The organism is Janthinobacterium goodfellowi (assembly GCF_051380695.1).
Lineage (GTDB): Bacteria > Pseudomonadota > Gammaproteobacteria > Burkholderiales > Burkholderiaceae_D > Janthinobacterium.
Window position 1 is genome coordinate 1 of the sequence record NZ_JBNYXN010000012.1, and the last position, 22,823, is coordinate 22,823.

Sequence of the window (22,823 nt, forward strand, 5' to 3'; positions counted from 1 at the left end):
CAGCTGCGAAGAAGGAAGAGTATGAAGCATTTCACTACATCCGTCAACTCCTTCTTTTTCTCGTCTCACTCGGCATTTGCATGCGTCGTTCAGCGAGGGGGCGAATTATAGCCCTGCCCCAAACGCCTTGCAAGCGCTATTTTCCCGCGCCATGAAACGGCCCTGGCACCGCACTTGCTTATACCACCCTATGCACTGTCCACTGAGGGAGGAACTCTGGGCCTGGCAGCAACACTGGGGATAGCCCGGTTCGCTTTGCTTTGCTCCCATCTGTGACAGGTGCTACATTATGGAACACTCTCGATATTCAAAAGAGCGCCGCAGTACAGGGCCCAACGGAGGCAACGAGATCATGTATCAACCGTCAGCTACTTACTGTAGCGCCCCGTTTTCGTCCATCGCGGACGCGAACACCTTGCCGGCAGGACAGGACAACGTCCCCGTCATCATCGAAACTTCCCATCAGCGTTCCGTCGCTTTTGGCCTGTCGCCCACGGCCACGCCAGACTTTACGCCAGCCGGCAAATCCGATCTGTCATTGCTGATCGAGCAAAACCGCATGCTGCACACGCACGCGCTGCCCGCGATGGAAACCCTGTACCAGCAAATCGTCAACACGCACAATATGGTGATCTTGACGGATGCCAATGGCGTGATCGTGCATTCGCTGGGCGACGATGATTTCCTGGAGAAAGCCAACCGCGTCGCCTTGCAACCAGGCGTAGCGTGGTCGGAACAAAGCCGCGGCACGAATGCCATCGGCACGGCCATCACGGAAAAAGTACCGACTTTGGTCCATGCGGACCAGCATTACCTGGCTGCCAATCATTTCCTGACATGCTCCGCGGCACCGATCACTGACCATCGCGGAAATGTCATCGGCGTGCTGGACGTCTCGAGCGACCAGCGCAGTTTTCACAAGCATACGATGGCCCTCGTGCGCATGTCAGCGCTGATGATCGAAAATCAGTTGTTTTCCGCCACCTTCGAAGATGCCATCACCGTGCACTTCCACGCGCGCCCCGAATTCATCGGCACCTTGATGGAAGGCATCGCCTCGTTCACGCCGGGTGGGCGGTTTTTATCGGCCAACAAGAATGGCTTGTTCCAGTTGGGCCTGTCATTTGCTGCGCTGCAATCGCACACGTTCAGCTCCCTGTTCGGCTTGCCCGTTTCTGCCCTGTACGACCATTACCGCACGGCCTCACCCGGTTTACTGAACCTGTGCATGCACAGCGGCGTACGCGTGTACGGGCGCGCGCAGTTGCGCCTGTCCAATAGCGTCTTCCAGCACGGCTTTACCACCAGCACAGATCACAGCGACATCAACGCGGTGCCGGCCCAGGTTCCCGCCCCGGCCAGCCATGCGGCCAATGCGGCGCGCCGCCTGTCCGGTTTGCGCTACCTGCGCACGGGCGATCCGCAGCTGGAACTGGTGATTGAAAAGGTCAACAAAGTATTGGGGCGCGATATTCCCATCCTTGTCATGGGCGAAACGGGGACCGGCAAGGAATTGCTGGCGCAAGCCATCCATAACGATTCGCCACGGGCCATGGGACCGTTTATTGCCGTCAATTGCGCATCCATCCCGGAAACTCTGATCGAATCCGAACTATTCGGCTATGAAGACGGAGCATTCACGGGCGCACGCAAGAAAGGGGCCATCGGCAAGATCCTGCAAGCCAATGGCGGTACCCTGTTCCTCGACGAAATCGGCGACATGCCATTCGGCTTGCAGGCGCGGCTGTTGCGCGTGCTGCAGGAACGCATGGTCACGCCGCTGGGCAGCAGCAAATCGATCACGGTCAATGTAGAACTCATTTGCGCCACGAATCACAACTTGCGCGAACGCATGGCCAAGGGACTGTTCCGCGAAGACCTGTATTACCGCCTCAATGGCCTGGTGGTGAAACTGCCGCCCCTGCGCGAGCGCACGGACCTCGACACCGTGGTGAAGAAAATCCTCGCGACGGAAGCACCCGACACGCGTTACACGGTGGCGCCCGACATCCTGCGCCTTTTCCACCAGCATAAGTGGCCAGGCAACTTCCGCCAGCTGACTAACCTGTTGCGCACAGCCATCGTCATGGCCGGCGACGAGCATGAAATCTGTTTGCGCCACATGCCCGATGATTTCCTCGACGATATTGAGATGACGCAGGCGACTGCCGCCAGCGCCAGCACGGACCGCATGATCGCGGCCGGCGCCAATCTGGAAGAGATGGAGCAAAGCGTGATCCTCAAATCGCTCGATGCCCACGGCGGCAACGTTTCGGCCACGGCGCGGGCCCTGGGCGTGTCGCGCAACACGATCTATCGCAAGGTGCCGCACCTGAAATAGCCTAGAGTAGACGGGAAAAGCCGGGCGACATCTGGCGCCGGCCCTGCTTGTCGATGGTCATCAGATCGACCCCGTCCATCCGCGCGGCCATGGCATGCGCACGCGCCGCCCCCGTCACCATGAAGGTTGTCGACAAGCCATCGGCAAGCAAACCCGTGGGCGCCAGCACCGTCACGCTGGCCAGTTCGCGCGGCGAATCGCCTTTCGCAGGATCGAAGATATGGTGATGCACGAAGTCGGGCGTGAACGTGCATTCGTAATCGCCTGACGTGGCCACGCTGCGCCCCTCCACTTTCAAGGTGGCTGCCAGGATTTCCGCGTCGCGCGGGTCCTGGATGCCCAAAGTCCACGGGCGCCGTACGGCACGCTGCCCGCGCGCGACGAACTCGCCCGTGTCGAGCAGCGCGTGCCGCACGCCGCGCGCCTGCACGGCCGCCAGTGCCATGTCGGCCGCATAGCCTTGCGCCAGGCCATTCAAGGTCAGCGCCATGCCGGGCTGAAGAAAACGCACTTCGCGGCGATCCCACGCCAGTTGCCGCCAGCCTACCCGCGCCTGCGCTTCGCGGCGCAATGCTTCCGCCGGCAAACTTGCCTGATCTGCCGCCGCGCGAAACAGCTGCCATAACGGTTGCACGGTGATATCAAACGCCCCATCGCTCCATTGCGACAAGGCTCGCGCCTGCGCCAGCACCGCCAGCAGGTGCGCGTCCGGCCGGGCCAGGCGGCCATCGCGGTTCAGCTGGAAGACCTGGCTGCTCGGACTATAAATGCTCATCAGGCGGTCGATATTCCTGGCAGCATGGAGGGCGTCTTCGATGGCCAGTTCGGCCTGGCGCTGATCGTGGTGCAATACGGTGACGGCGACCGTCGTGCCAAACGCCAGCGCGGCGCCTTGATAAGGGCGCACGCCGGATGCCGTGGCCGTGCCGCGCGCCATGCTGCCAGGCAAGATCGCACCCGCCATGCCGGCCACGCTGCCGATCGCTGCGGAAATAAAGGTTCTACGCTGCATTGCTGCTCTCCTCTGCCGTGGCCCGGACGATGGGAATGGTACGGGCACGCTTGATTTCCAGCATCAAAGGCGCGCATTTTTCATCGCTGGCATAGATCACCACGCAATCCATGCATTGGAAACATTCGCCATAATCGACTTTCCCGCTCGGCGCGATGGCGTGATACTCACAGCGGTGGCGGCAAGTCTGGCACGGTGTGCCGCATTCCTTGCGGCGCGGAATCCAGTTGAACAAGCGAAAGCGCCCCAGCAGCGCCAGCGCCGCACCAAACGGGCACAGATAGCGGCAAAAAAATTTATAGGAAACACTGCTGAGCAACAGCAAGCCCACGGCATACGCGACGAAGGGCCAGGCGCGCACGAAGTTCAGGGTGATGGCCGTCTTGAACGGTTCCAGCTCCAGCAGCTTGTCCGTGATCTGACTGGAAAACATACTGCTGCCAAGTATGGCCACCAGCAAGCCATACTTGATCCACTTCAAGCGCCCGTCCAGGCGCGGCTTGATCTTCCACTGCGGCAAGCGCAGCCACTGGCCCAGCTTGCCCGTGAATTCCTGCAGGGCGCCAAACGGACACAGCCAGCCGCAAAAGGTGCCACGCCCCCAGATGAACAAAGTAAGCAATACGAACGCCCACAGGATCACCGTCATCGGATCGAACAGGAAAAAGCCCAGGCTGCGTCCCGCCAGCAGTGCCTGGATGACGCCCGTGATATTGACGATCGATAACTGCCCCTGTGCGTAATAACCGATGAAGCCAATGGTCAACAACAGGAACAGGCGGCGGAACCACGCAAATTGCCGGCCATTACGCACCAGGCGTTTCTGCCAGGCCAAGGCGCCGGCCAGCAGCGCCAGCCCGGCCAGCAAGATCAACAGCTCAGTCTGGCGCGCCTTCCACGTACCGCGCCAGCTGGCATCGTCGCCTTGTGGCGCCGTATAGAACCCGGCCGGCAGGCGGTAATTGAAATCCACGTTGCGCGCGATGCGTTCCGGATACACGATGCCCTTGCTGCGCGTGATAGGGAGAGAAAATGCCAGCAGGCTGGCCGCATCGAGTCCCGCCTGGCTGATGACGCGAAAGACGGCGATATTTTCCGTTGGCAATGGTCCCGCATTGGACAGGTTCAATTCCAGGTCCAGGTCGCGCATGTCGATGGGCAAGCCATCCTGCTTCAGCAACAACCTGTCCGGCACGGTGCCGCGCACGAAATCGTCGCCCAGCACGCTGTAGCGCCCGCGCGACATGACGAGGATGGCGTGGTCGCCCTCGTCGAGCCGGTTGCGCAATTTGTTCCAGCTGCGTTCCGTCAACAGATTGCGCCCCACACTGGGCACGGAGACATAGGCCAGGTACAGGTCGATGAACACGCTGTCCGGCTCGCGCTGCGCCTGCGCATCGAGTCCGGCGCCGGGACTGCCCGCAAACAGGGTTTCGACGTCCCTGTTCCTCAGGCGCACATGCTGGATCAAGCCTTGCTCGAGCATCTGCGCCACGCTGAGTTGCTCGAATACCTCCATGCGGATGCGGGCGATCTGGTCCGGGTCGCGGCCTTGCGCGAAACCCAGTTTTTTGCGCGACACTTTCAAGGCCGAGGCCAGCACGCTCTGGTTGATGATGCGCACGGAAGCCGTTGCCTTCGACACGCCATCGATATCGGCGTGGGTCGCATCTGGCGCGCGTTTCTTCCTGGCATCGATGGCGATGTTCTGTTTCAGCGACAAGCCCTGGTACTGTTTGACGAACTGAAACAAGGGCGCTTCGCCCAGGCCATCGAGAAACACGGGTTCGTGCTGCGACAGCACGGCGACGTCGAGAAAACTGCCTTGCGGATCGACGGCGATCAGCAGATTGACGGGCACGCCGGAAAAGCCGGGAATCGGTGCCAGGTCCACCGACTCAAAGGCATAGCCGACCAGTTCGGTGGCCGTGGCATTTTGCTTGAACAGGGGCCAGACGGGCAAGTCGGCTTCCTTCTCGCCCACGACGAGGGGCGCAGGGAAGCGTCGCGCCAGCTCGGCCTTGGTGAGTATCCCTGCCCACGCCTGTCCCAGGATAAACAGGAATAGCCAGCATCCAATGAATAACCGCATTATCCGCATGCATTGCACTCCGTGCGGCGCCGCAGCTTCCGGCGCCGCATTGATTGGTTAGAAGAAAATAATGCCGCCCAGGGACACGCCATTCATCTTCGCTTCGCCGCCCGTAAAGCCTTTCGAGCGCGTCTGGCCAAGCTCGCCTACCAGGGTGATCGCGCTGTTGAGCGAGTAGTACGCGCCCAGGGTCAGGTTGGCGTTCGACTTCAAGCCGCCCGTGCCGGCCGTGTTGTCGTCGTTCTTGCTGATGCCGTAAGACAAGCCCAGCTTCAGCTTGTCCGTCGTTTTATACGTGCCTTGCAGCAGCCAGTTCTTCGACTTCGTATCGCCCTGGTCCGCATCGGACAAGATACCCAGTCCCTTGCCGCCCTGGAAGTTGAGCAGCACGCCAGCCGACCCCATCTGGTAGGAGCCGCCCACTTCCACGCCGCGCATGGTCAGATCATCGACACCCGGTGTTTTCGACGTGAACTTTTGCGACTTCACGCCGAGCCAGGCTTTCAAGCCGTCCTGCGCATACGTCACTTGCGCCTGCACTTGCGGACTCGACTTTGAGGAATAGGTCGAGCCTGCAACGATGGGCGTATCGGAAACGGGGCTGACCAGCGCCACGTCGGCACCAAAGCCGCCCGACTTCGGCGTGCTGTACATGATCTGGCCATAGTTGCCCAGATAGGTATAGCCGGCGCCGATATGGCCCAGGGTCACCCGGCCCCGTTGCGTGGCCTGCACCGGTGCGCCCGAGCCCAGCAAGGTCATGTCGGACAGGATCGCGTTCGCGCCGAAGATGCCATAGTCGCGGCCCAGCTTGAAGGTGCCCATTTCCGCATTGCCAAACGTAAAGAAGGCCTGGCGCACATCGACCACGCTGTTCTGGCTGATGGCGCTGTCGGTGGCCGTCGAGTTGTAGATGCCGATCAAGGCTTTCACGTCGTACTCGCCCAGCCGCGAGCTTGCCGAGGTGATCAAGCCGTTCGGCAGCAAGCCGTTGCCGATGGTGGTGCGGTCCTTTTCTCCGCCGCAACCGAGCGCCTGGCCACCCAGCGCCAGCCCGCCCACCGCATCGCCGGAACACGATACTTGCGTGTAATAGGCGTTGACGATGCCGCCCACCGACACGGTCCAGTCGCCCGCCTTGATGTCGACGGCTTGCGCCTGCCCCATCGCTGCGATTGTCATGACACCCACGCTCCCCAGCTTGCTCAATGTGTTCATTGCGTCTCCTCTTTCTTCTCTGTTTTTAGTGTGCACACCAGTGATTGATGTACCTCAAGCTTTCGCAATAAGCGTGCCCAGAACGGCTCAGAGGGAGAAAGAGAAATGACGTGTTTGACGTGTGCAGCAGCGGATCAATCGCCCCGCACGGTGTTCCTTTTTTGACCGCCAGCACGCTGATCGCGCAACTGCGTAAACAAAAAACTGACGGCCTGGGCCGTCAGCAAAAAGAAAACGCCCGGCGGACAGGGAGACACCCATCCGAGTGCCCGGGCGTTTCACCCCGTTACTTCGATGCCAGTTTGAAGACCCACACGGACCCGCCCTGTTCCAGGAAGTTGACCTTCTTCGCCACTTCGCCGCCCCACAGCGGCACGGCGCCGCCCCAGCCGGAAACGACGGCCACGTATTGCGTGTCGCCATCCTGCCAGGTGACGGGCGGCGCCACGACGCCGGAGCCCGTCTGGAATTTCCACAGCTCCTTGCCCGTCTTCGCGTCGACGGCTTTCAGGAAGCCTTCCGGCGTGCCGTAGAACACCAGGTTGCCGGCCGTACTCATCACGCCGCCCCACAGCGGCGCGTTGTTCTTGATTTCCCAGACGATCTTGCCCGTCTTCGGATCGACGGCGCGCATGGCGCCGATGTAGTCGTCAAACAAAGGCTTGATGGTGAAACCGGCGCCGAGGAAGGCGCCGCCCTTCTTGTAGCTGATCGGCTCGTTCCAGATGTCCATGCCCCATTCATTTGCGGGAACGTAGAACAGCTTGGTCTGCGGCGAGTACGCCATCGGCATCTGGTTTTTTGCCCCGAGGAAAGCGGGGGCGGCAAACACGGTCGTGCCCTTCTTGCCTTCCTCTCCCTTGGTCGGGTCGCCAGGGCGGCCGGCGGGAATGAAGTTCGGCCGGCCCGTCTTCAGGTCGATGCTGCTGGCCCAGGTGATTTTCTTGACGAACGGAAAGGCATTCTGCAGCTTGCCCGTATTGGCGTCGATGACGTAGAAGAAACCGTTGCGGTCGGCCTTGCCACCGTAGCGCTTGCCATCCATGTCGAAGGTGACGAACTCGTTGGCGCCATCGAAATCCCAGGCATCGTTCGGCGTATTCTGGTACGCCCACTTGATCTGCCCCGTTTTCACGTCCAGCGCCACGGTGGACGACGAGTACAGATTGTCGCCGGGACGCAAATGGCTGTTCCACGGCGCCGGGTTACCGGTGCCGAAATACGCGAGCTTGGTTTGCGGATCGTAGGTGCCGCCCATCCAGGTCGAGGCGCCGCCCGTTTTCCACAGGTCGCCCGGCCAGGTCTTGTTCACGGTGCCGGATACGCCGTTATCGATGGCCTTGCCATCCTTGTCGTAGCGGTGGCCCATATGGCCTTCCACCGTCGGACGGCTCCACACGAGGTCGCCCGTCATCGGGTTGCGCGCCTCGACCCGGCCCACGATACCGAATTCGCCGCCCGACACGCCCGTCAGCAGCAAGCCTTCGGCGATCAGCGGCGCCGCCGTCATCGAGTAACCGGCCGCATAGTCGTCGACTTTCTCCTTCCAGACGATCTTGCCCGTGTTCTGGTCCAGCGCCACCAGGTAGGCGTCGAGCGTGCCGAAGATCACCAGGTTGCCGTACAGGGCGGCACCGCGGTTGACCACGTCGCAGCAGGGCATGATGCCGTCCGGCAAGCGATGCTCATATTTCCACAGTTTGGCGCCCGTTTTCAAGTCGACGGCAAAGATGCGCGAATACGATGCCGTGACGAACATCTTGCCGTTATGAATCAAGGGCTGCGATTCCTGGCCCCGCTGTTTTTCGCCGCCGAACGAGAACGACCAGGCCGGCACCAGCTTGGCCACGGTCTTGTCATTGATCTGCGTCAACGGCGAATAGCGCTGACCCTGCGTGCCCATGCCGAACGACAGCACGCTGGATGGATTTTTTGCCGTGCTGTCGAGCATGGCGGTGGTGACATTACCCACGTCGGCCGCCTGGGCCAGCGATGCCAAACCCAAACCGATGAGTATCCCCATGATTTTTTTCTGCACAATCATCTCCCTCTGTTTTATTAGTATGTGTGTAACTCTCAGGTACTTTTTCTGTCGTGCTCATGCGGCTGGGCATGCAACAGCGCACACTCTTCATCGGTGAACAGGCGCGAACGCGTCAAAAAGCGCTTGCCCGTGCCGTTGTCGAGTGAAAACATGCCGCCATTGCCATCGACCACATCGATAATCAACTGGGTATGCTCCCAGTACTCGAATTGCTCGAGTCCCATGTAGAACGGTGTGCCATTCAAATTGCCGAGATAAATGTCGGTATCGCTGACATCGAACTCGCCCAGCGCGTAGCACATGGGCGCACTGCCGTCGCAGCAGCCACCGGATTGGAAAAACATCAGCGGGCCGTGACGCTGGCGCAACTTGTCCATCATTTCCAGCGCCGCATCGGTGGCGACCACCCTGGCAATTGCTGCACTCATGGCATCCCTTTCTGCGCGCCGCGCCTGGACTACGGGCGCGGCGCCTGTTGCCGGTTTAGAAGAAGCCCAGCGCTTTCGGGCTATAGCTCACCAGCAAGTTCTTCGTTTGCTGGTAGTGGTCGAGCATCATCTTGTGGTTTTCGCGGCCGATACCCGATTGCTTGTAGCCGCCGAACGCGGCGTGGGCTGGATACAGGTGGTAGCAATTGGTCCACACGCGACCCGCCTGGATGGCGCGGCCCATGCGGAAGGCGCGCGAACCGTCGCGCGTCCACAGGCCGGCGCCCAGGCCATACAAGGTATCGTTGGCGATCGCCAGCGCGTCGGCCTCATCCTTGAAGGTGGTCACGGACACGACCGGTCCGAAAATTTCTTCCTGGAAGATGCGCATCTTGTTGTTGCCCTTGAACACGGTCGGACGCACGTAATAGCCGCCTTCCAAGTCGCCCGCCTGCGTGTGGCGCTCGCCGCCGGCTAGCACTTGCGCGCCTTCCTGGCGGCCGATGTCGAGGTAGGACAGAATTTTTTCCAGCTGTTCCTGCGACGCCTGCGCGCCGATCATGGTGGAAGCATCGAGCGGATTGCCCTGCTTGATGGCGGCCACGCGTTTCAGGGCCCGTTCGATGAATTTCTCGTAGATCGATTCCTGGATCAGCACGCGCGATGGGCAGGTGCATACCTCGCCTTGATTCAGCGCAAACATCGCAAAGCCTTCCAGGCATTTGTCGAAATACTCGTCGTCCGCATCCATCACGTCTTCAAAGAAGATGTTCGGCGACTTGCCGCCCAGCTCCAGGGTGACGGGAATCAGGTTTTGCGCGGCGTAACCCATGATCAGGCGGCCCGTGCCCGTTTCGCCCGTAAAGGCGATCTTGGCGATGCGCTTGCTCGACGCCAGCGGCTTGCCCGCTTCCAGGCCGAAACCGTTGATGATGTTCAACACGCCCGGCGGCAGCAAGTCGCCGATCAGCTCGATCAATACCATGATGGACGCCGGCGTCTGCTCGGCCGGTTTCAGGACGACGCAATTGCCGGCGGCCAGGGCTGGCGCCAGTTTCCACACGGCCATCAGTATCGGGAAATTCCACGGGATGATCTGGCCCACGACGCCCAGCGGCTCATGGTAGTGGTAGGCATAGGTTTCCGCGTCGATTTGCGCAACGGAACCTTCCTGCGCGCGGATGCAGCCGGCAAAATAACGGAAATGGTCGATGGCCAGGGGAATGTCCGCATTCATCGTTTCGCGGATCGGCTTGCCGTTATCGATGGTTTCCGCCGTGGCGATCAGGCTCAGGTTCTGTTCGATGCGGTCGGCGATGCGGTTCAGGATATTGGCCCGCTCGGCAGGCGACGTCTTGCCCCAGGCCTCCTTGGCGGCATGCGCGGCGTCCAGCGCCAGCTCAACGTCTTCCGTCGTGGAACGGGCGATTTCGCAAAACGGCAAGCCGGTGATCGGCGTGATGTTAGGAAAGTATTCACCTTTTACCGGGGCAACGAATTTGCCGCCGATGTAATTGTCATAGCGTTGTTTGAAGGGATTGGCTACGCCCAGTTTGCTGATGTCTGCGAGATTCATGTCGTCCTCTATCGGGTTAATTAGAATGGAATTACTTAATTAAAATCAAACGTCCTGGTACAGATGGGGTGAGTACACGGAGTCTTCCGCAAATGCCGTGCCAGCTCGCCATCCCCCTACCCAACTTAGCGGGTTTTACCTCTGTTGCAAGGGCCTGGTGGCGATATCGGCGGGTTCAATTGCTGCCGTAGCACGCCATCGCCGCTGCACAATGGAACAGGTGTACCAGACTGGAACACCTGTTCCTGTACCGCTACCGAATCACCACACCCCATGGCAATTCACCGACGGCAATATCGGCCACCTTGCGCGCGCTGGCCGTATCGATGACGGAAACGCTGTTCGAGCGGCCATTGGCCACGTACAGCTTGGCGCCATCGGGGGTGATAGCCATGTTCCACGGGCGCTTGCCGACGGGAATGGTCGCCGTGACCTGGTTGCTGGCCGTATCGATCACCATTACCGTGCCGTCGATGCCGTTCGAGACATATACATGCTTGCCGCCGGGATGGACCACGATGCCATTGGCATTCTTGCCTGCTGGAATGGTGGCAATCGCCTTGCGCGCGGCCATGTCAATGACATAGACGGCATTGACCAGTTCGCACGCCACGTAGGCGCGGCCCGAGTCGGGACTGAAACCGATACCGCGCGGACGCAGTCCCACGGCGACGGACGCCACCTGACGGCGTTGCGCCACGTCGATGACGTCGACTTGCTCGGCCTCTTCCGCGCTGACCAGCAGCCAGCGCCCATCGGGGCTGAAGACGGCATGTTCCGGGTTGCGTCCCTGCACCTTGATATCGGCGAGCAAGGCGCCCGTCTGGCCATCGAGCAAGGCCACGCTATTGTTTTCCTCGACGGCCACGGCCACGTAATGACCGTCCAGGGAAGCGCTGACGCCTTCGGGCGACTTGCCCAGCGCCACCGTGCGCACGGGCGTGCCGGTCACGTTATCGATCAGCAGCAAGGCGCTGCTGGCCGCGTCCGTGACAAACAACTGTCGTCCGGCGGGATCGGCGGCAATGCCGCGCGGACGCTTGCCTGCCGCGATCCGGCGCACCACCTGGTCGGTCGCCGTGTCGATCACGCTCACGGTGCCCGATTTTTCATTGGGGACATAGGCAAACGGAGCGGCCTGGAGGGCAGTACTGGCAAGCGCGGGCAGCAGCCAGCACACCTGGCGCAAGCGCGAGAAGAAGTTGGGCATAATCACCTTTTCAATGAAAAACACAGGAAAAGCGCGCGGTAGCGGCGCCTCTGATAATTGCTGCATGCAAACGCCGTGCCACTGACACGCGTATAATTTCCGCCCACCAATGGAGACATGGCAGGCATATTGCTTGATACAACTATGCAGACCTGCGCCGCGCACGCGCTCAAGCAGGCTTTTATTCACATTGGAGAATCCGCATGCAGCATCGTTTCCGCCTGAACACCATCGCCAGCCTGTTTGTCGCCGGCAGCGCCACCCTCGCCCCCCACGTCTTTGCCGCCGAGCCCGCTGACTTGGCCGCCGGGCAACTCATGGATACGGTGGTCATCAGCGGCAGCCGCATCGCCCACCCGAGCCAGGAAGTGCCGGCCTCGATCGATGTCATCGACAGCGCCCGCATCCAGGACGGCCAAATCCGCGTCAATGCCTCGGAAGCGCTGGCCGCCGTGCCGGGCCTGGTCGTGCAAAACCGCCAGAATTACGCGCAAGACTTGCAAATCTCGTCGCGCGGCTTTGGCGCCCGCTCGGCCTTCGGCGTGCGCGGCGTCAAGCTGATCAGCGATGGCATTCCCGCCAGCATGCCCAATGGGCAAGGCCAGGCCGCCACCTTCAATCTCGATACGGCCGAGCGCATCGAAGTGCTGCGCGGGCCGTTTTCCGCCATCTACGGCAACCATTCGGGCGGCGTGATCCAGCTGTTTTCCAAGGAGGGGCAAAATCCCCCGTCCGTCGAACTGAACGTGACGGGCGGCAGCTACGGCACCAGCAAGGTGGACTTGTCGGCGCAAGGCCAGGCTGGCGGCATCGGCTACGTGCTCGACGGCTCCCGCTTCCGCACGGACGGTTTCCGCGACCACAGCGCCGCCACGCGCGAACAGGCGTTCGGCAAGATCACCGTCAAGCCGAATGCGGACAGCAAGCTGACCATCGTCGCCAACAGCCTGCACCAGGGCAACACGCAAGATCCGCTGGGCGCCACCTGGGCCACTTTCGCCCGCGACCCGCGCGCCGGCGAAATCGACGCCACCGATACGCAAAACCCGAAGCGCACCCTGGCCGAGCGCTACAACACGCGCAAGAGCATCGACCACCAGCAAATCGGCGCCACCTACGAGCAGTCGTTTGGCGAAGACCGCCTGCACGTGACGGCCTACGGCGGCAACCGCGACGTGATCCAGTACCAGGCATTCACCAAGGGTTTCCAGGCACCGGCCAGCCATTCGGGCGGCGTGGTCGACTTCCAGCGTGAGTTCTACGGCATCGACACCAACTGGCTGCACGTGAACCAGCTGGCGGGCGGCAAGCTGAGCACCACCATCGGCATCGATTACGGCCGCTCCAGCGATGACCGCACCGGCTATGAAAATTACATCGGCAACACGTTTGGCGTGAAGGGCAAGCTGCGCCGTGACGAGCAGGATGTCGTTTCCAGCCTCGATCCGTATATCCAGACGGAATGGCAAAGCGGGCCATGGCTGCTCAGCGCAGGTGTGCGCTACAGCAAGATGAAAGTGTCGGTCAACGACCATTTCCTCGGCAATGGCGATGACAGCGGCAGCCTGGAATACAGCCACACGACACCGGTGCTGGGCCTGCTGTATAAACTGACGCCCAACGTCAACGTGTACGCCAGTGCCGCGCGCGGTTTCGAAGCACCCACCTTGAACGAACTGTTTTACTCGGGCACGGGCGGCGGCTTCAATTACCAGCTGAAACCGGCCACCAGCACCAACCTGGAGGCGGGTATCAAGGCCAGGATCGCCAACAACACGCACGTGAACGCGGCCGTCTTCCAGATCAAGACCAACGACGAACTGGTGGTCGACAGTTCCAGCGGCGGGCGCACCAGCTACCGCAATGCAGGTAAAACCTTGCGCCAGGGCATGGAAGTGTCGCTGGACTCCAGCTTGCCGTATGGTTTCACGACAAAAGTGGCGCTGACCAGCCTGCACGCAGTGTATGACCAGGCTTTTGGCAACGTGCGCGAAGGCAGCCGCTTGCCAGGCGTGCCCAGCGCCAACCTGTTCGCGGAACTGGCCTGGAAAGATACGCTCGACCGTTTTGGCGCAGCGCTGGAAAGCGTGGCCAGCAACCAGGTCTACGCGGAAGACAGCAACAGCGAAAAGCCGGCGCCCGGCTACACGGTCTTCAATGCGCGCTTCAATGCCAGGCAAAACGTGGGGAACTGGCGCTTCAAGGAGTTTGCCCGCCTGAACAATCTTTTTGACAAGACCTATGTGGGCTCCGTCATCGTCGGCGACAGCAACAAGCGCTACTATGAAGCGGCGCCGGGACGCAACTGGTTGCTGGGTGTCAGTGCCATGTATTCCTTCTAATTAAAAAGCCCGCGCATCGGAAGATACGCGGGCTTTTCAACTCAAGCAGGCTACTTCAGGGCCGTGCTTCCTTCACGCCATACTTCTCAAAGATGGTTTTCAATTCGCCGCTGGCCGTCATCTCGTTCATGGCCGCCTGCAGCAATTTCGCCACGTCGAGCTGTTGCTTGCTGACGGCCAGGCCCACAGCCCAGCCAGCACGCGGCAAGCGGGCGAACGCCACTTCGCTCAAGGGGAAAGCGGGATCGCTTTTCAGCACCGATTCGATTTCCGAACGGTTCGCCAGCACGGCATCGAGCTGGCCCGCCTGCAATTGCTGCAAGGCTTCGGCCGCCGTATCGAAGATGCGCACGTCGTCACGGTATTTGCCATTGTCTTCCCCCAGCATCAGCATGGCCGCGATCGACACTTTTTCCACGCCGATACGCTTGCCCGCCAGCGAGGCGACACCATCGAATTGCGGCACGGCTTGCGCGCTGCGCGCCAGGCGCACGGTTTCCACGTAGTAAGGCGCGAAGATCTCGACCTTGTCGTTATCCGCCATCAACTTCTTGTCGACCGGCACGTGCAGCATCACGTCGGCGGGACCATAGCCGAGGTAATGCCCCTTCCACACCATATTGCGCAAATCGTCATTGAGGTTTTCGCCGGCGGGAAATGGCAGCAAGCTCAGTTTTAAACCCAGCTTTTTCGCCAGCGCTTCGGCGATGTCGATATCGATGCCCGTGCCCTTGTCTGAAAACGGCGCGAACTCGTTATAGACGGCCACTTTCAGGCTGCCCGACTGCTGTACTTTCTGCCAGTCGGCGTGCGCCGGCGCGGCCGCGCACAGCGCCAGGCAGGCGAGCGAGAGCATCGCGCGCGCGCCCCGGAATTGAAATGAACGCATGGGACTCCTTCGTGATCAGTTCGACTTAATTCGATTCGCGGCGCGTTTCCAGATAGGTCTTGATGGCCCACATGGCTTCCTGGTTGAACACGCCCTCGAACGGCGGCATGTACACGGCGCCATTGCGTACTTTACCGTGGCGGATGGTGGTGAGGTAGTAATTGTCCGTTTCCTTATAGCACGCCTGTTTCTTTGTCTCATTCTTGATACCGAAGCAATCGCGGTCCAGCTGGCGCAAGTCCGGCGCGATGCCGCCTGAAATGGCTTCGATGCCGTGGCAGCGCGCGCAATTCTGGTTGTAGGCCGACGTGCCTACCGTCAAGGCCAGCTTGTTGCCCCGATACGGGTTTTGTTCGAGCCACTTGTCGCCCACCTTGGGCAAGCCCGTGGTGTCGACGCCTTGCGGCGTGACATTGCCGTGCGCATAGGCTTGCGGCAAGGTCAGCAGGGAGGTGAGGGCAACGGCGCCGGCGGCGGCCACGCCGAGCAGGGTACGGATGGAATAGGTCATGCTGGTCTCCTTGGTTTTTTTAGTGAATATCCAAGAAGAGCAAATGCCATGCCATGCGTATATGCCCCACGGCCGGCCACCCATGTATCAATTTGGAACAGCTGCAACAGTGACCTGTGTCACCGCACGCGTCAGGCGGCGGCAACCGTGCAGATGCTGGCCCGCTCCTGCTGTTCGAAAGTGATACGCACGGGTAAAAACCGGGAAATCACCTCGGCATTCGTCAGCGCATGCTGCGACACCTTGCTGCAACTGAAGACACCGCCGCCCGCCAGCGCCATCGGCAGCAAGAGCTGGTCGGCCAGGTGCTCGCCCACGGCCGCGTCCGTCTTGAGATAGGCGCGCACCTCGTTCAACATGCGCTTGGCCACAGATTCGGCCAGCAAGGACTTTTCGCCAAAGGAAGTAAACACTTCCGTGACGTGTTCGTGCTCCAGGGTCAGCAACAGGACATTGCCCGGTCCCTGGTCCGCCGGCAAGCCGACGATGCGCAGCTGTTTGCCGCTCCAGCCCATGCCGCCGGCAACACGCTCGAGCTCGCGCTGCGCCACGTTCACGGGCACGCCAGCCACCATGCTTTCCGCAAAACCGGCCTGCCGTTCGCCGCGTTGCAACAAGGCAATGGGCAGCAAGCGCGGGCACGGTTGCACGGTAGCAATCACTTCGCCGCCGCCCGCGGGGTGAAAGCCATAGCGTTGCAGCGCGATCTCCACATCGGCGCCCATCTGCCCCAGGATGCGGCCATACGCGCGCTGCAGGAAATGCACGGGCGGCGCCATGGCATTGTGCGTGCCGCCACTGATGCGCACGGTAGACGGCCCATCCGCATGCAGCAGGGCCGGCAGCAAGGTTTGCAAGACCAGGGTGCAGCTGCCGGCGCTGCCGATGGCAAAACGGTAATCGCCACCGCGCACGGGCCCGGGCACGAACTCCAGGCTAGCTGCGCGCAGCGCCACCGGCGTCGTGCGCGCCCCGCAAATGGCGGCTGCCGCCTGCACGGCCACCAGATGCTGGCGCAGCAAGCCGGGCTTGTCCCGCCCCGCGCGAATGTTAATCAGCCGGAACGGTTGCCCCGTGATCATCGACAGGCTCAGCGCCGAACGTAAAATCTGCCCGCCGCCTTCACCTTGCGCTCCATCTATTTCTATCATCTCTGCTTTCTCTCTTTTAACCTTTGACGCAAACGACCTGCTTCAGAATATGCACAACATCGACCAGTTCGCGCTGCGCCAGCATCACCGCATCGATATCCTTGTAGGCCATTGGAATTTCATCGATCACGTTTTCATCCTTGCGGCACTCCACGCCTTGCGTGGCGCGGATCTGGTCGTCCAGGTTGAAGCGCCGCTTCGCTTCCGTGCGGCTCATCGTGCGTCCCGCACCGTGGCTGCAGCTATGGAAACTGTCCGCATTGCCTTTACCGCGCACGATAAAACTCTTGGCGCCCATGGAGCCCGGAATGATCCCCAGCTCGCCCGCGCGGGCCGACACGGCCCCCTTGCGCGTGATCAATACATCCTTGCCGAAGTGGTGCTCCTTCTGCACATAGTTATGGTGGCAGTTGACGGCCTCCACATGCGTCTGGAACGGTTTATGGATGACCGTGCGCACGGCAGCGATCAGGTTTTGCATCATCACTTCGCGGTTATTGCGGGCGAAACGCTGGGCCCAACCCACCGCTTCCACATAATCGTCGTAATGCTGCGTGCCTTCGGCCAGATAGGCCAGATCCTGGTCGGGCAGGTTGATGAAGTGGGTGCGCATATCCTGCTTGGCCAGTTCGATGAAATGCGTGCCGATGGCATTGCCCACGCCGCGCGAACCGGAATGCAGCATGAACCATACGGAACCCTGTTCATCGAGGCAGACTTCGACGAAGTGGTTACCGCTGCCCAGCGTTCCCAGGTGGCGATAATTATTCGTATTTTTCAGCTTCGGCGTTTTCAGGCAGATCGCATCGAATTCGTCCTTCAATTGCAGCCAGGCCGCATCGACCACCGATGGCGGGGTATGCCAGGAACCTTCATCGCGGCCGCGGTGGCCGCGCGTCTTCGGCGACATCCCGTGCGGAATAGCGCGCTCGATGGCGCTGCGCAGCGGTCCCAGGTTATCGGGCAAGTCGTTCGCCGTCAACGTGGTCTTCGCCGCCATCATGCCGCAACCGATATCCACGCCCACCGCCGCCGGAATCACCGCGCCCAGGGTAGGGATCACGCTGCCGATGGTCGACCCTTTGCCCAGGTGGACGTCGGGCATGACGGCGATGTGCTTATAGATGAACGGCAGGGTCGCCGTGTTGCGCAATTGTTTTTTGGCCGCTTCTTCGACAGGCACGCCACGCGTCCACATCTTCACGGGACGGCTGCCTTCGGTATGCAGGACTTCGTATTCTTCGTTTTTCATCGCTATTCTCTTCTTCTATTGTATAGGGGGTGATGACAAGGGTTGGTGAAACGTTGCCGACGCATCGGCCCAGGATGTAGTTCCACCGGCATTCATCAGTACGACAACCCGACAAGGCGGGACAGGATTTTCTGGCGGCGTACTGCGCACGCCAGGCCGGTTTGACGCGGCTGATCGATGTAATCCTGTCGGCATTCGGGGTACTGCAGCGCATGACAAGTCTGGACAGGACGTCTCTTATGTAGTCTTGTCCGCATTCATGCGCTTTACTTCAACAAGCTGGTGCCGCGATATCGATGCCGGCGATTTCTCCCGCCCAGTGGGCCGGGTCCAGCTGGCCGGCGGCAAAGGCGGCGATGATCCTGAAGACGTCGTCAGAAAAACCGCCAATATTCAGGATATCCTCACGCTCCATCGCCTGCGTCGTGGCATGCGGCGAAATATCGATGCACACCAGTTTCGCCTGCGGATTGCGCAGCTTGAAGACATTCCACTGTCCCATCGTCGCCGTGGCGCCGCTGCGCTTTGCGTCGATCCACGATTCGTTATCGGATACATAGATCACCAGGTCCGCCAGCTCCTGCTTGCTGTTCATCCGCAGCAGGGGCGCGCTGCAATTGGTGCCGCCACCGCCGATGGCCGCCAGCCTGGCCGCATTCGCCATCACGCTGCCGTCCGCGCCAAGTGCGCACTGCACCACGTTGTGCTCGAACGGCAGCACCACAGCGTCCGGATTCTTGCGCAACATGGCTGCCGCCACCAGGGCAGCGACGTCGATGCAGCGCACGTTCGAGGTGGCGCTGCCGCGAAAACCGCTGACGGGCGAGGCCATCGAGCCGGAAACGTCAGGACACACTACCACCTTGCCGGCAATCCGCGGCACGTTCGCCAGCGATATTTCCAGCGCCTGTTCCAGCGCATCGCGCACGACGTCCGGCACGTTCTCGCCGGCCGCCATGTACGCCGACATCAGCTGGTACGGAAACACCCGTGCCCGGCCAATCGCCTCAGGATCGCGCAGCTTGGCCGCGATCAGTTCCGGCATGCCGGCTATCGCGTACACGCCGTGGCGGGCAAAGGTATTCAGATTCATGCGCACCATCTGCCAGCTGCCCTGGCGCGCGATCTGCGCCCAGGAGTGCGCGCTCAAGGGCAGCGCCGTCAGCATCTGGAACGGCACCTCCGGTATCGCTTGCGAGGTATCTGCCTTGTAGGCCTCGAACGCGGCCAGCGCCGGCGGCAAGGCATCGCGTTTATATTCCTTGCCGATCAGCCAGGCAAAGAATGCCTCCCGCCACGCTGCCAGCGGTTTTGGATGCACCATCTTCACCACGTCGGCCAGCGACGGCGCATTGCCCACGGCGGCGGCAAGCAAGGCCTGTTCCGAAGCGGTGTTCAGCCATGCCTGCACGAGCTTTTTCGGACGCGATCCCAGCGACTTGCGGCCCACGGCGCCCGAACGCACGATCTGCACGAAGTTGCGCAGCATCTTGCCGTTGTTAATCACGCGCTGGAAGGTCTGCGTAAATTCCGCAGCGCCCTGCCCCGCCAGCACGGCCACCAGCAAGGCCGGCATGTCTTTCATGTAGCCGCGTTCGCGGCAGTACACGGCCGTTTGTGCGATGAAGGCTGGTTCGACCGCCTGGCACAGTTCCAGTACCGTCGCCAGCTGCGCTTCGGCGCTGGCATAAAACGTCGTGTTCAGGCAACCGGTGGCCGCATATTGCGCCAGCTGATGGCGTGGCGTCAGCGCATAGGCTGGCGCGCCTTCGGCATTGCGCGCCAGCGCCGAAGGCAAGGTCGCGGTCTGTTGTGCGCTCTGGAATAAGTGGGCGTTGGCCATTTTTCGTTCCTCTCTGCTCTCTACGTTTATCTCGTTGCTACCTCCTCTATTGCAAACGCTGTGCCAGCTTTAATAATTCCGCCGAAAATAAATGTAAGTCATTGATTTTATTTAATAATATTCTTATACATACTTTGTATTGAAAATAGCCCAGAGAATGCGATTTCGAATACAATTATCTTTTAAGATAAATTTTTATCCAATATATGCAAGCAAAACGCACTGTCGTCATCGGCTTTCTCGGCACGCAGCTCGACAATGGCAGGGGAGCCGCCCGCTGGGAAAAGTGGCGCCCCAGCGTCGCCCTGACCCAGCATGAAGACAAGATCATCGACCGCTTCGAGCTGCTATACGCCGGCGAGCAGTTTGCCAGCCTGGTGCGCCAGGTATCGCAGGATATCGCCAGCGTCTCGCCTGAAACCAGGCTGGAGGCCCATGAACTGCCCATCAGCGATGCCTGGGATTTTGAAGACGTGTACGGCGCGCTCTACGATTTTGCCAACAACTACGCCTTCGATCCGGACAAGGAGGAGTACTGGATCCACATCACCACCGGCAGCCACGTCACGCAAATCTGCATGTTCCTGATGACGGAAGCCCGCTATTTTCCGGGCCGCCTGGTGCAAACGTCGCCACCGAAGCGGCAGGCCGCCGGCAATCCGGGTAGCTACACGCTGATCGACCTCGATCTGTCGCGCTACGACCAGATCGCCCAGCGTTTTACGCGCGAGCAGGCAGCGGGCGTGGCCTTCCTGAAGTCCGGCATCGCCACGCGCAATGCAAAGTTCAACGGCATGATCGAGGAAATCGAGCGCGTCGCCATCAAGTCCAGGGCGCCGATGCTGCTGATGGGCCCAACGGGCGCGGGCAAATCCTTCCTTGCGCGCCGCGTGTATGAACTGAAAAAATCGCGCCACCAGATCGACGGCAAATTCATTGACCTCAATTGCGCCACCCTGCACGGCGACGGTGCCGCGTCCACCCTGTTCGGCCATATCAAGGGCGCCTTCACGGGGGCGGGTTCCGACCGTCCCGGCTTGCTGCGCAGCGCGCACAAGGGCTTGCTGTTTCTCGATGAAATCGGAGAACTGGGACTCGATGAACAGGCGATGCTGCTGAAAGCCATCGAAGAGAAGCGCTTTTTCCCCGTCGGCGCCGACACGGAGGTGCAAAGCGACTTCCAACTGATCGCCGGCACCAACCGCGACCTGGGCAAGGAGGTGGTGTCCGGCCGCTTCCGCGAAGACCTGTATGCGCGCATCAATCTGTGGACCTATGAATTACCGGGCCTGGCGCAGCGGCCGGAAGACATCGAACCGAACCTGGAATACCTGCTGGCTCAATATGGTGCCGAAACGGGCGAACGCGTGCGCTTCAACAAGGAGGCACGCGAGCATTTCTTGCGCTTTGCCACCTTGCCCACCTCCGCATGGAAGGGAAATTTCCGCGACCTGTCCGCCGCCGTCACGCGTCTTGCCACCTTGTCAGAAGCGGGCCGCATCACGGATAGCGTGGTAGACGAAGAGATCAGGCGCCTGAACCGGATGTGGCGGCACCATGGTGGACGGAGCGATAGTCCGGAAGTGGATCTGGCAGCGATCATGGGAGAGCAGGCGGCAGCCCAACTCGACCTGTTCGATGCGCTGCAGCTGCAGGCAGTCATCCAGGTATGCCGGCAGTCGAACAATATGTCCGATGCCGGCCGTACCCTGTATGCCGTGTCGCGCGCGGCGAAAGCCAAACCGAACGATGCCGACAGGCTCAAGAAATACCTGACCCGCTTTGCCCTGGACTGGGATAAAGTGTCCTCAAGCAACTAAGAAGAGAGAACGATGATTCAAGAAGAAATACGAGTAGAGATCATGCGCCGCCTGGCGGCCGTGGAAGAGAAGGAAGGCGTGCGGATTTTAATGGCGATTGAATCGGGCAGCCGTGCCTGGGGATTTGCCTCGCCGAACAGCGATTTCGATGTGCGCTTCATCTATGCGCGCCCACAGGACTGGTATCTGAGCGTCGACCTGGAAGACAAGCGCGACGTCATCGAATATCCGATCGTCGATGATATCGACTTGAACGGCTGGGATGTGCGCAAGGCGCTACAGCTCTTCTGGCGCTCCAATCCTGCCGTCATCGAATGGATACAGTCGCCAATCCAATATATGGAAAAGGGCAGCTTCAGGACGGACATCCATGCCTTGCTCGATCCCGTCTACACATTGGAAAAGGGGATTTATCATTACCGTAGCATGGCCAAGACGAATTACCGCGGCTATCTGATGACGGACATGGTTCCCTTGAAGAAGTATTTTTATGTCCTGCGTCCCCTGCTCGCCACGCGATGGATCGAAACCTATCACAGCGCGCCGCCCATCGAATTTGCCGCCCTGCTGCACCTGCTGCCCAAGGAAGACGGCTTGCTGGAAGAGATCCATATCCTGCTCGAGCGTAAAAAGGTCGCGCTGGAAAAAGAGCTGGCACCACGCATCGATAAACTCAATGCCTTCATTGAAGCAGAATTGGCCAGGCTGGAGCACTTCAGCGTGGAAAAGGAAGAAAAATCCGGGGGCATGGAAAGGTTGAACGAGTTGTTCCGCCAAGTTTTGCAGGAAAACTGAGCATCAATAAGTAAAGGCAGCGCACAGCGCTGCTTTTTTCGTCTACTGAACAGCCGGGGTCAGACCCTCAATGCCGCTAACGCAAAGGTCATTGCTAATGGACGAGGCGGGGGGATGCACCCCAGTGGGGCACATCCCGATCACGAAGTGACTGACCCCAGCCTTCGCTTGAGGCTAACACTAAAACCGCCAGACGAAAAAAAACCCGACCATTGCTGATCGGGTTTTTTTCTACTGCGTATAACAAGCCTGACGATAACCTACTTTCACACTGGTTGCAGCACTATCATCGGCGCAAA

At 60.5% G+C, this 22,823-nt stretch carries 16 protein-coding genes; 4 read left to right on the plus strand and 12 right to left on the minus strand.

What is annotated here, in order from left to right:
- Positions 1-352: 352 nt before the first annotated feature.
- Positions 353-2,341 (plus strand): sigma-54-dependent Fis family transcriptional regulator, encoded by a 1,989-nt coding sequence (locus tag ACQ4WQ_RS28100; protein ID WP_436501558.1) that lies wholly within the window; start codon positions 353-355, stop codon positions 2,339-2,341.
- A gap of 1 nt (position 2,342) precedes the next feature.
- On the opposite strand, the gene ACQ4WQ_RS28105 is transcribed toward ACQ4WQ_RS28100, so the two are convergent.
- The 7 genes from ACQ4WQ_RS28105 to ACQ4WQ_RS28135 all read right to left on the minus strand — a co-directional run bounded on the left by ACQ4WQ_RS28105 (position 2,343) and on the right by ACQ4WQ_RS28135 (position 11,921).
- Positions 2,343-3,353: an FAD:protein FMN transferase gene (locus ACQ4WQ_RS28105; RefSeq protein WP_436501560.1), complete on the minus strand. Its 1,011-nt coding sequence runs from the start codon at positions 3,351-3,353 to the stop codon at positions 2,343-2,345.
- Complete coding sequence (locus tag ACQ4WQ_RS28110) at positions 3,343-5,445, minus strand: 4Fe-4S binding protein (protein WP_436501562.1); 2,103 nt, start codon at positions 5,443-5,445, stop codon at positions 3,343-3,345. The genes ACQ4WQ_RS28105 and ACQ4WQ_RS28110 overlap by 11 nt, the downstream gene beginning before the upstream one ends.
- 57 nt (positions 5,446-5,502) lie before the next feature.
- Positions 5,503-6,663 carry a porin gene (locus ACQ4WQ_RS28115; RefSeq protein WP_436501564.1) on the minus strand — a complete coding sequence of 387 codons (1,161 nt, stop codon included), beginning with the start codon at positions 6,661-6,663 and terminating at the stop codon, positions 5,503-5,505.
- A 286-nt stretch (positions 6,664-6,949) separates the two neighbouring features.
- Positions 6,950-8,686 (minus strand): PQQ-dependent methanol/ethanol family dehydrogenase, encoded by a 1,737-nt coding sequence (locus ACQ4WQ_RS28120; RefSeq protein ID WP_436501566.1) that lies wholly within the window; start codon positions 8,684-8,686, stop codon positions 6,950-6,952.
- 53 nt (positions 8,687-8,739) lie between these two features.
- Positions 8,740-9,135: a DUF779 domain-containing protein gene (locus tag ACQ4WQ_RS28125; protein WP_282409818.1), complete on the minus strand. Its 396-nt coding sequence runs from the start codon at positions 9,133-9,135 to the stop codon at positions 8,740-8,742.
- Between the two features lie 55 nt (positions 9,136-9,190).
- The gene (adh, locus tag ACQ4WQ_RS28130; protein ID WP_436501568.1) at positions 9,191-10,711 is read right to left on the minus strand and encodes an aldehyde dehydrogenase; all 1,521 of its coding nucleotides are present in this window, start codon (positions 10,709-10,711) and stop codon (positions 9,191-9,193) included.
- Positions 10,712-10,964: 253 nt separating this feature from the next.
- On the minus strand, positions 10,965-11,921 hold the full coding sequence (locus tag ACQ4WQ_RS28135) for a beta-propeller fold lactonase family protein (RefSeq protein ID WP_436501570.1): 957 nt from the start codon (positions 11,919-11,921) through the stop codon (positions 10,965-10,967).
- 203 nt (positions 11,922-12,124) lie between these two features.
- Here ACQ4WQ_RS28135 and ACQ4WQ_RS28140 point away from each other — a divergent pair, with 203 nt between their 5' ends.
- Complete coding sequence (locus tag ACQ4WQ_RS28140) at positions 12,125-14,263, plus strand: TonB-dependent receptor family protein (RefSeq protein WP_436501572.1); 2,139 nt, start codon at positions 12,125-12,127, stop codon at positions 14,261-14,263.
- Between the two features lie 55 nt (positions 14,264-14,318).
- Here ACQ4WQ_RS28140 and ACQ4WQ_RS28145 read toward each other — a convergent pair whose 3' ends face one another.
- The 5 genes from ACQ4WQ_RS28145 to ACQ4WQ_RS28165 form a co-directional block, all read right to left on the minus strand.
- Positions 14,319-15,152, minus strand: coding sequence for a substrate-binding periplasmic protein (locus ACQ4WQ_RS28145; protein ID WP_436501574.1), 834 nt, complete (start codon positions 15,150-15,152; stop codon positions 14,319-14,321).
- 25 nt (positions 15,153-15,177) lie between these two features.
- Complete coding sequence (gene pedF / locus ACQ4WQ_RS28150) at positions 15,178-15,663, minus strand: cytochrome c-550 PedF (RefSeq protein ID WP_436501576.1); 486 nt, start codon at positions 15,661-15,663, stop codon at positions 15,178-15,180.
- A 131-nt stretch (positions 15,664-15,794) separates the two neighbouring features.
- Positions 15,795-16,814: an RNA 3'-terminal phosphate cyclase gene (rtcA, locus tag ACQ4WQ_RS28155; protein ID WP_436501578.1), complete on the minus strand. Its 1,020-nt coding sequence runs from the start codon at positions 16,812-16,814 to the stop codon at positions 15,795-15,797.
- Positions 16,815-16,830: 16 nt separating this feature from the next.
- Complete coding sequence (locus tag ACQ4WQ_RS28160) at positions 16,831-18,066, minus strand: RtcB family protein (protein ID WP_077399949.1); 1,236 nt, start codon at positions 18,064-18,066, stop codon at positions 16,831-16,833.
- 271 nt (positions 18,067-18,337) lie between these two features.
- On the minus strand, positions 18,338-19,909 hold the full coding sequence (locus tag ACQ4WQ_RS28165) for an RNA-binding protein (RefSeq protein WP_436501580.1): 1,572 nt from the start codon (positions 19,907-19,909) through the stop codon (positions 18,338-18,340).
- Between the two features lie 206 nt (positions 19,910-20,115).
- Here ACQ4WQ_RS28165 and rtcR point away from each other — a divergent pair, with 206 nt between their 5' ends.
- A complete protein-coding gene (gene rtcR, locus ACQ4WQ_RS28170; protein ID WP_436501582.1) occupies positions 20,116-21,729 on the plus strand; it encodes an RNA repair transcriptional activator RtcR in 1,614 nt (537 codons plus the stop codon).
- 12 nt (positions 21,730-21,741) lie between these two features.
- Positions 21,742-22,524, plus strand: a complete 783-nt coding sequence (locus tag ACQ4WQ_RS28175; protein ID WP_436501584.1) for a nucleotidyltransferase domain-containing protein — start codon at positions 21,742-21,744, stop codon at positions 22,522-22,524.
- Positions 22,525-22,823: the final 299 nt, after the last annotated feature.

Coding starts and splice junctions, on each gene's coding strand:
- pedF (WP_436501576.1), bottom strand. CDS start 15,663: ATGACCTATTCCATCCGTACCCTGCTCGGCGTGGCCGCCGCCGGCGCC.
- ACQ4WQ_RS28145 (WP_436501574.1), bottom strand. CDS start 15,152: ATGCGTTCATTTCAATTCCGGGGCGCGCGCGCGATGCTCTCGCTCGCC.
- ACQ4WQ_RS28115 (WP_436501564.1), bottom strand. CDS start 6,663: ATGAACACATTGAGCAAGCTGGGGAGCGTGGGTGTCATGACAATCGCA.
- ACQ4WQ_RS28175 (WP_436501584.1), top strand. CDS start 21,742: ATGATTCAAGAAGAAATACGAGTAGAGATCATGCGCCGCCTGGCGGCC.
- ACQ4WQ_RS28165 (WP_436501580.1), bottom strand. CDS start 19,909: ATGGCCAACGCCCACTTATTCCAGAGCGCACAACAGACCGCGACCTTG.
- ACQ4WQ_RS28100 (WP_436501558.1), top strand. CDS start 353: ATGTATCAACCGTCAGCTACTTACTGTAGCGCCCCGTTTTCGTCCATC.
- adh (WP_436501568.1), bottom strand. CDS start 10,711: ATGAATCTCGCAGACATCAGCAAACTGGGCGTAGCCAATCCCTTCAAA.
- rtcA (WP_436501578.1), bottom strand. CDS start 16,814: ATGATAGAAATAGATGGAGCGCAAGGTGAAGGCGGCGGGCAGATTTTA.
- ACQ4WQ_RS28110 (WP_436501562.1), bottom strand. CDS start 5,445: ATGCGGTTATTCATTGGATGCTGGCTATTCCTGTTTATCCTGGGACAG.
- ACQ4WQ_RS28135 (WP_436501570.1), bottom strand. CDS start 11,921: ATGCCCAACTTCTTCTCGCGCTTGCGCCAGGTGTGCTGGCTGCTGCCC.
- ACQ4WQ_RS28160 (WP_077399949.1), bottom strand. CDS start 18,066: ATGAAAAACGAAGAATACGAAGTCCTGCATACCGAAGGCAGCCGTCCC.
- ACQ4WQ_RS28120 (WP_436501566.1), bottom strand. CDS start 8,686: ATGGGGATACTCATCGGTTTGGGTTTGGCATCGCTGGCCCAGGCGGCC.
- ACQ4WQ_RS28125 (WP_282409818.1), bottom strand. CDS start 9,135: ATGAGTGCAGCAATTGCCAGGGTGGTCGCCACCGATGCGGCGCTGGAA.
- rtcR (WP_436501582.1), top strand. CDS start 20,116: ATGCAAGCAAAACGCACTGTCGTCATCGGCTTTCTCGGCACGCAGCTC.
- ACQ4WQ_RS28105 (WP_436501560.1), bottom strand. CDS start 3,353: ATGCAGCGTAGAACCTTTATTTCCGCAGCGATCGGCAGCGTGGCCGGC.
- ACQ4WQ_RS28140 (WP_436501572.1), top strand. CDS start 12,125: ATGCAGCATCGTTTCCGCCTGAACACCATCGCCAGCCTGTTTGTCGCC.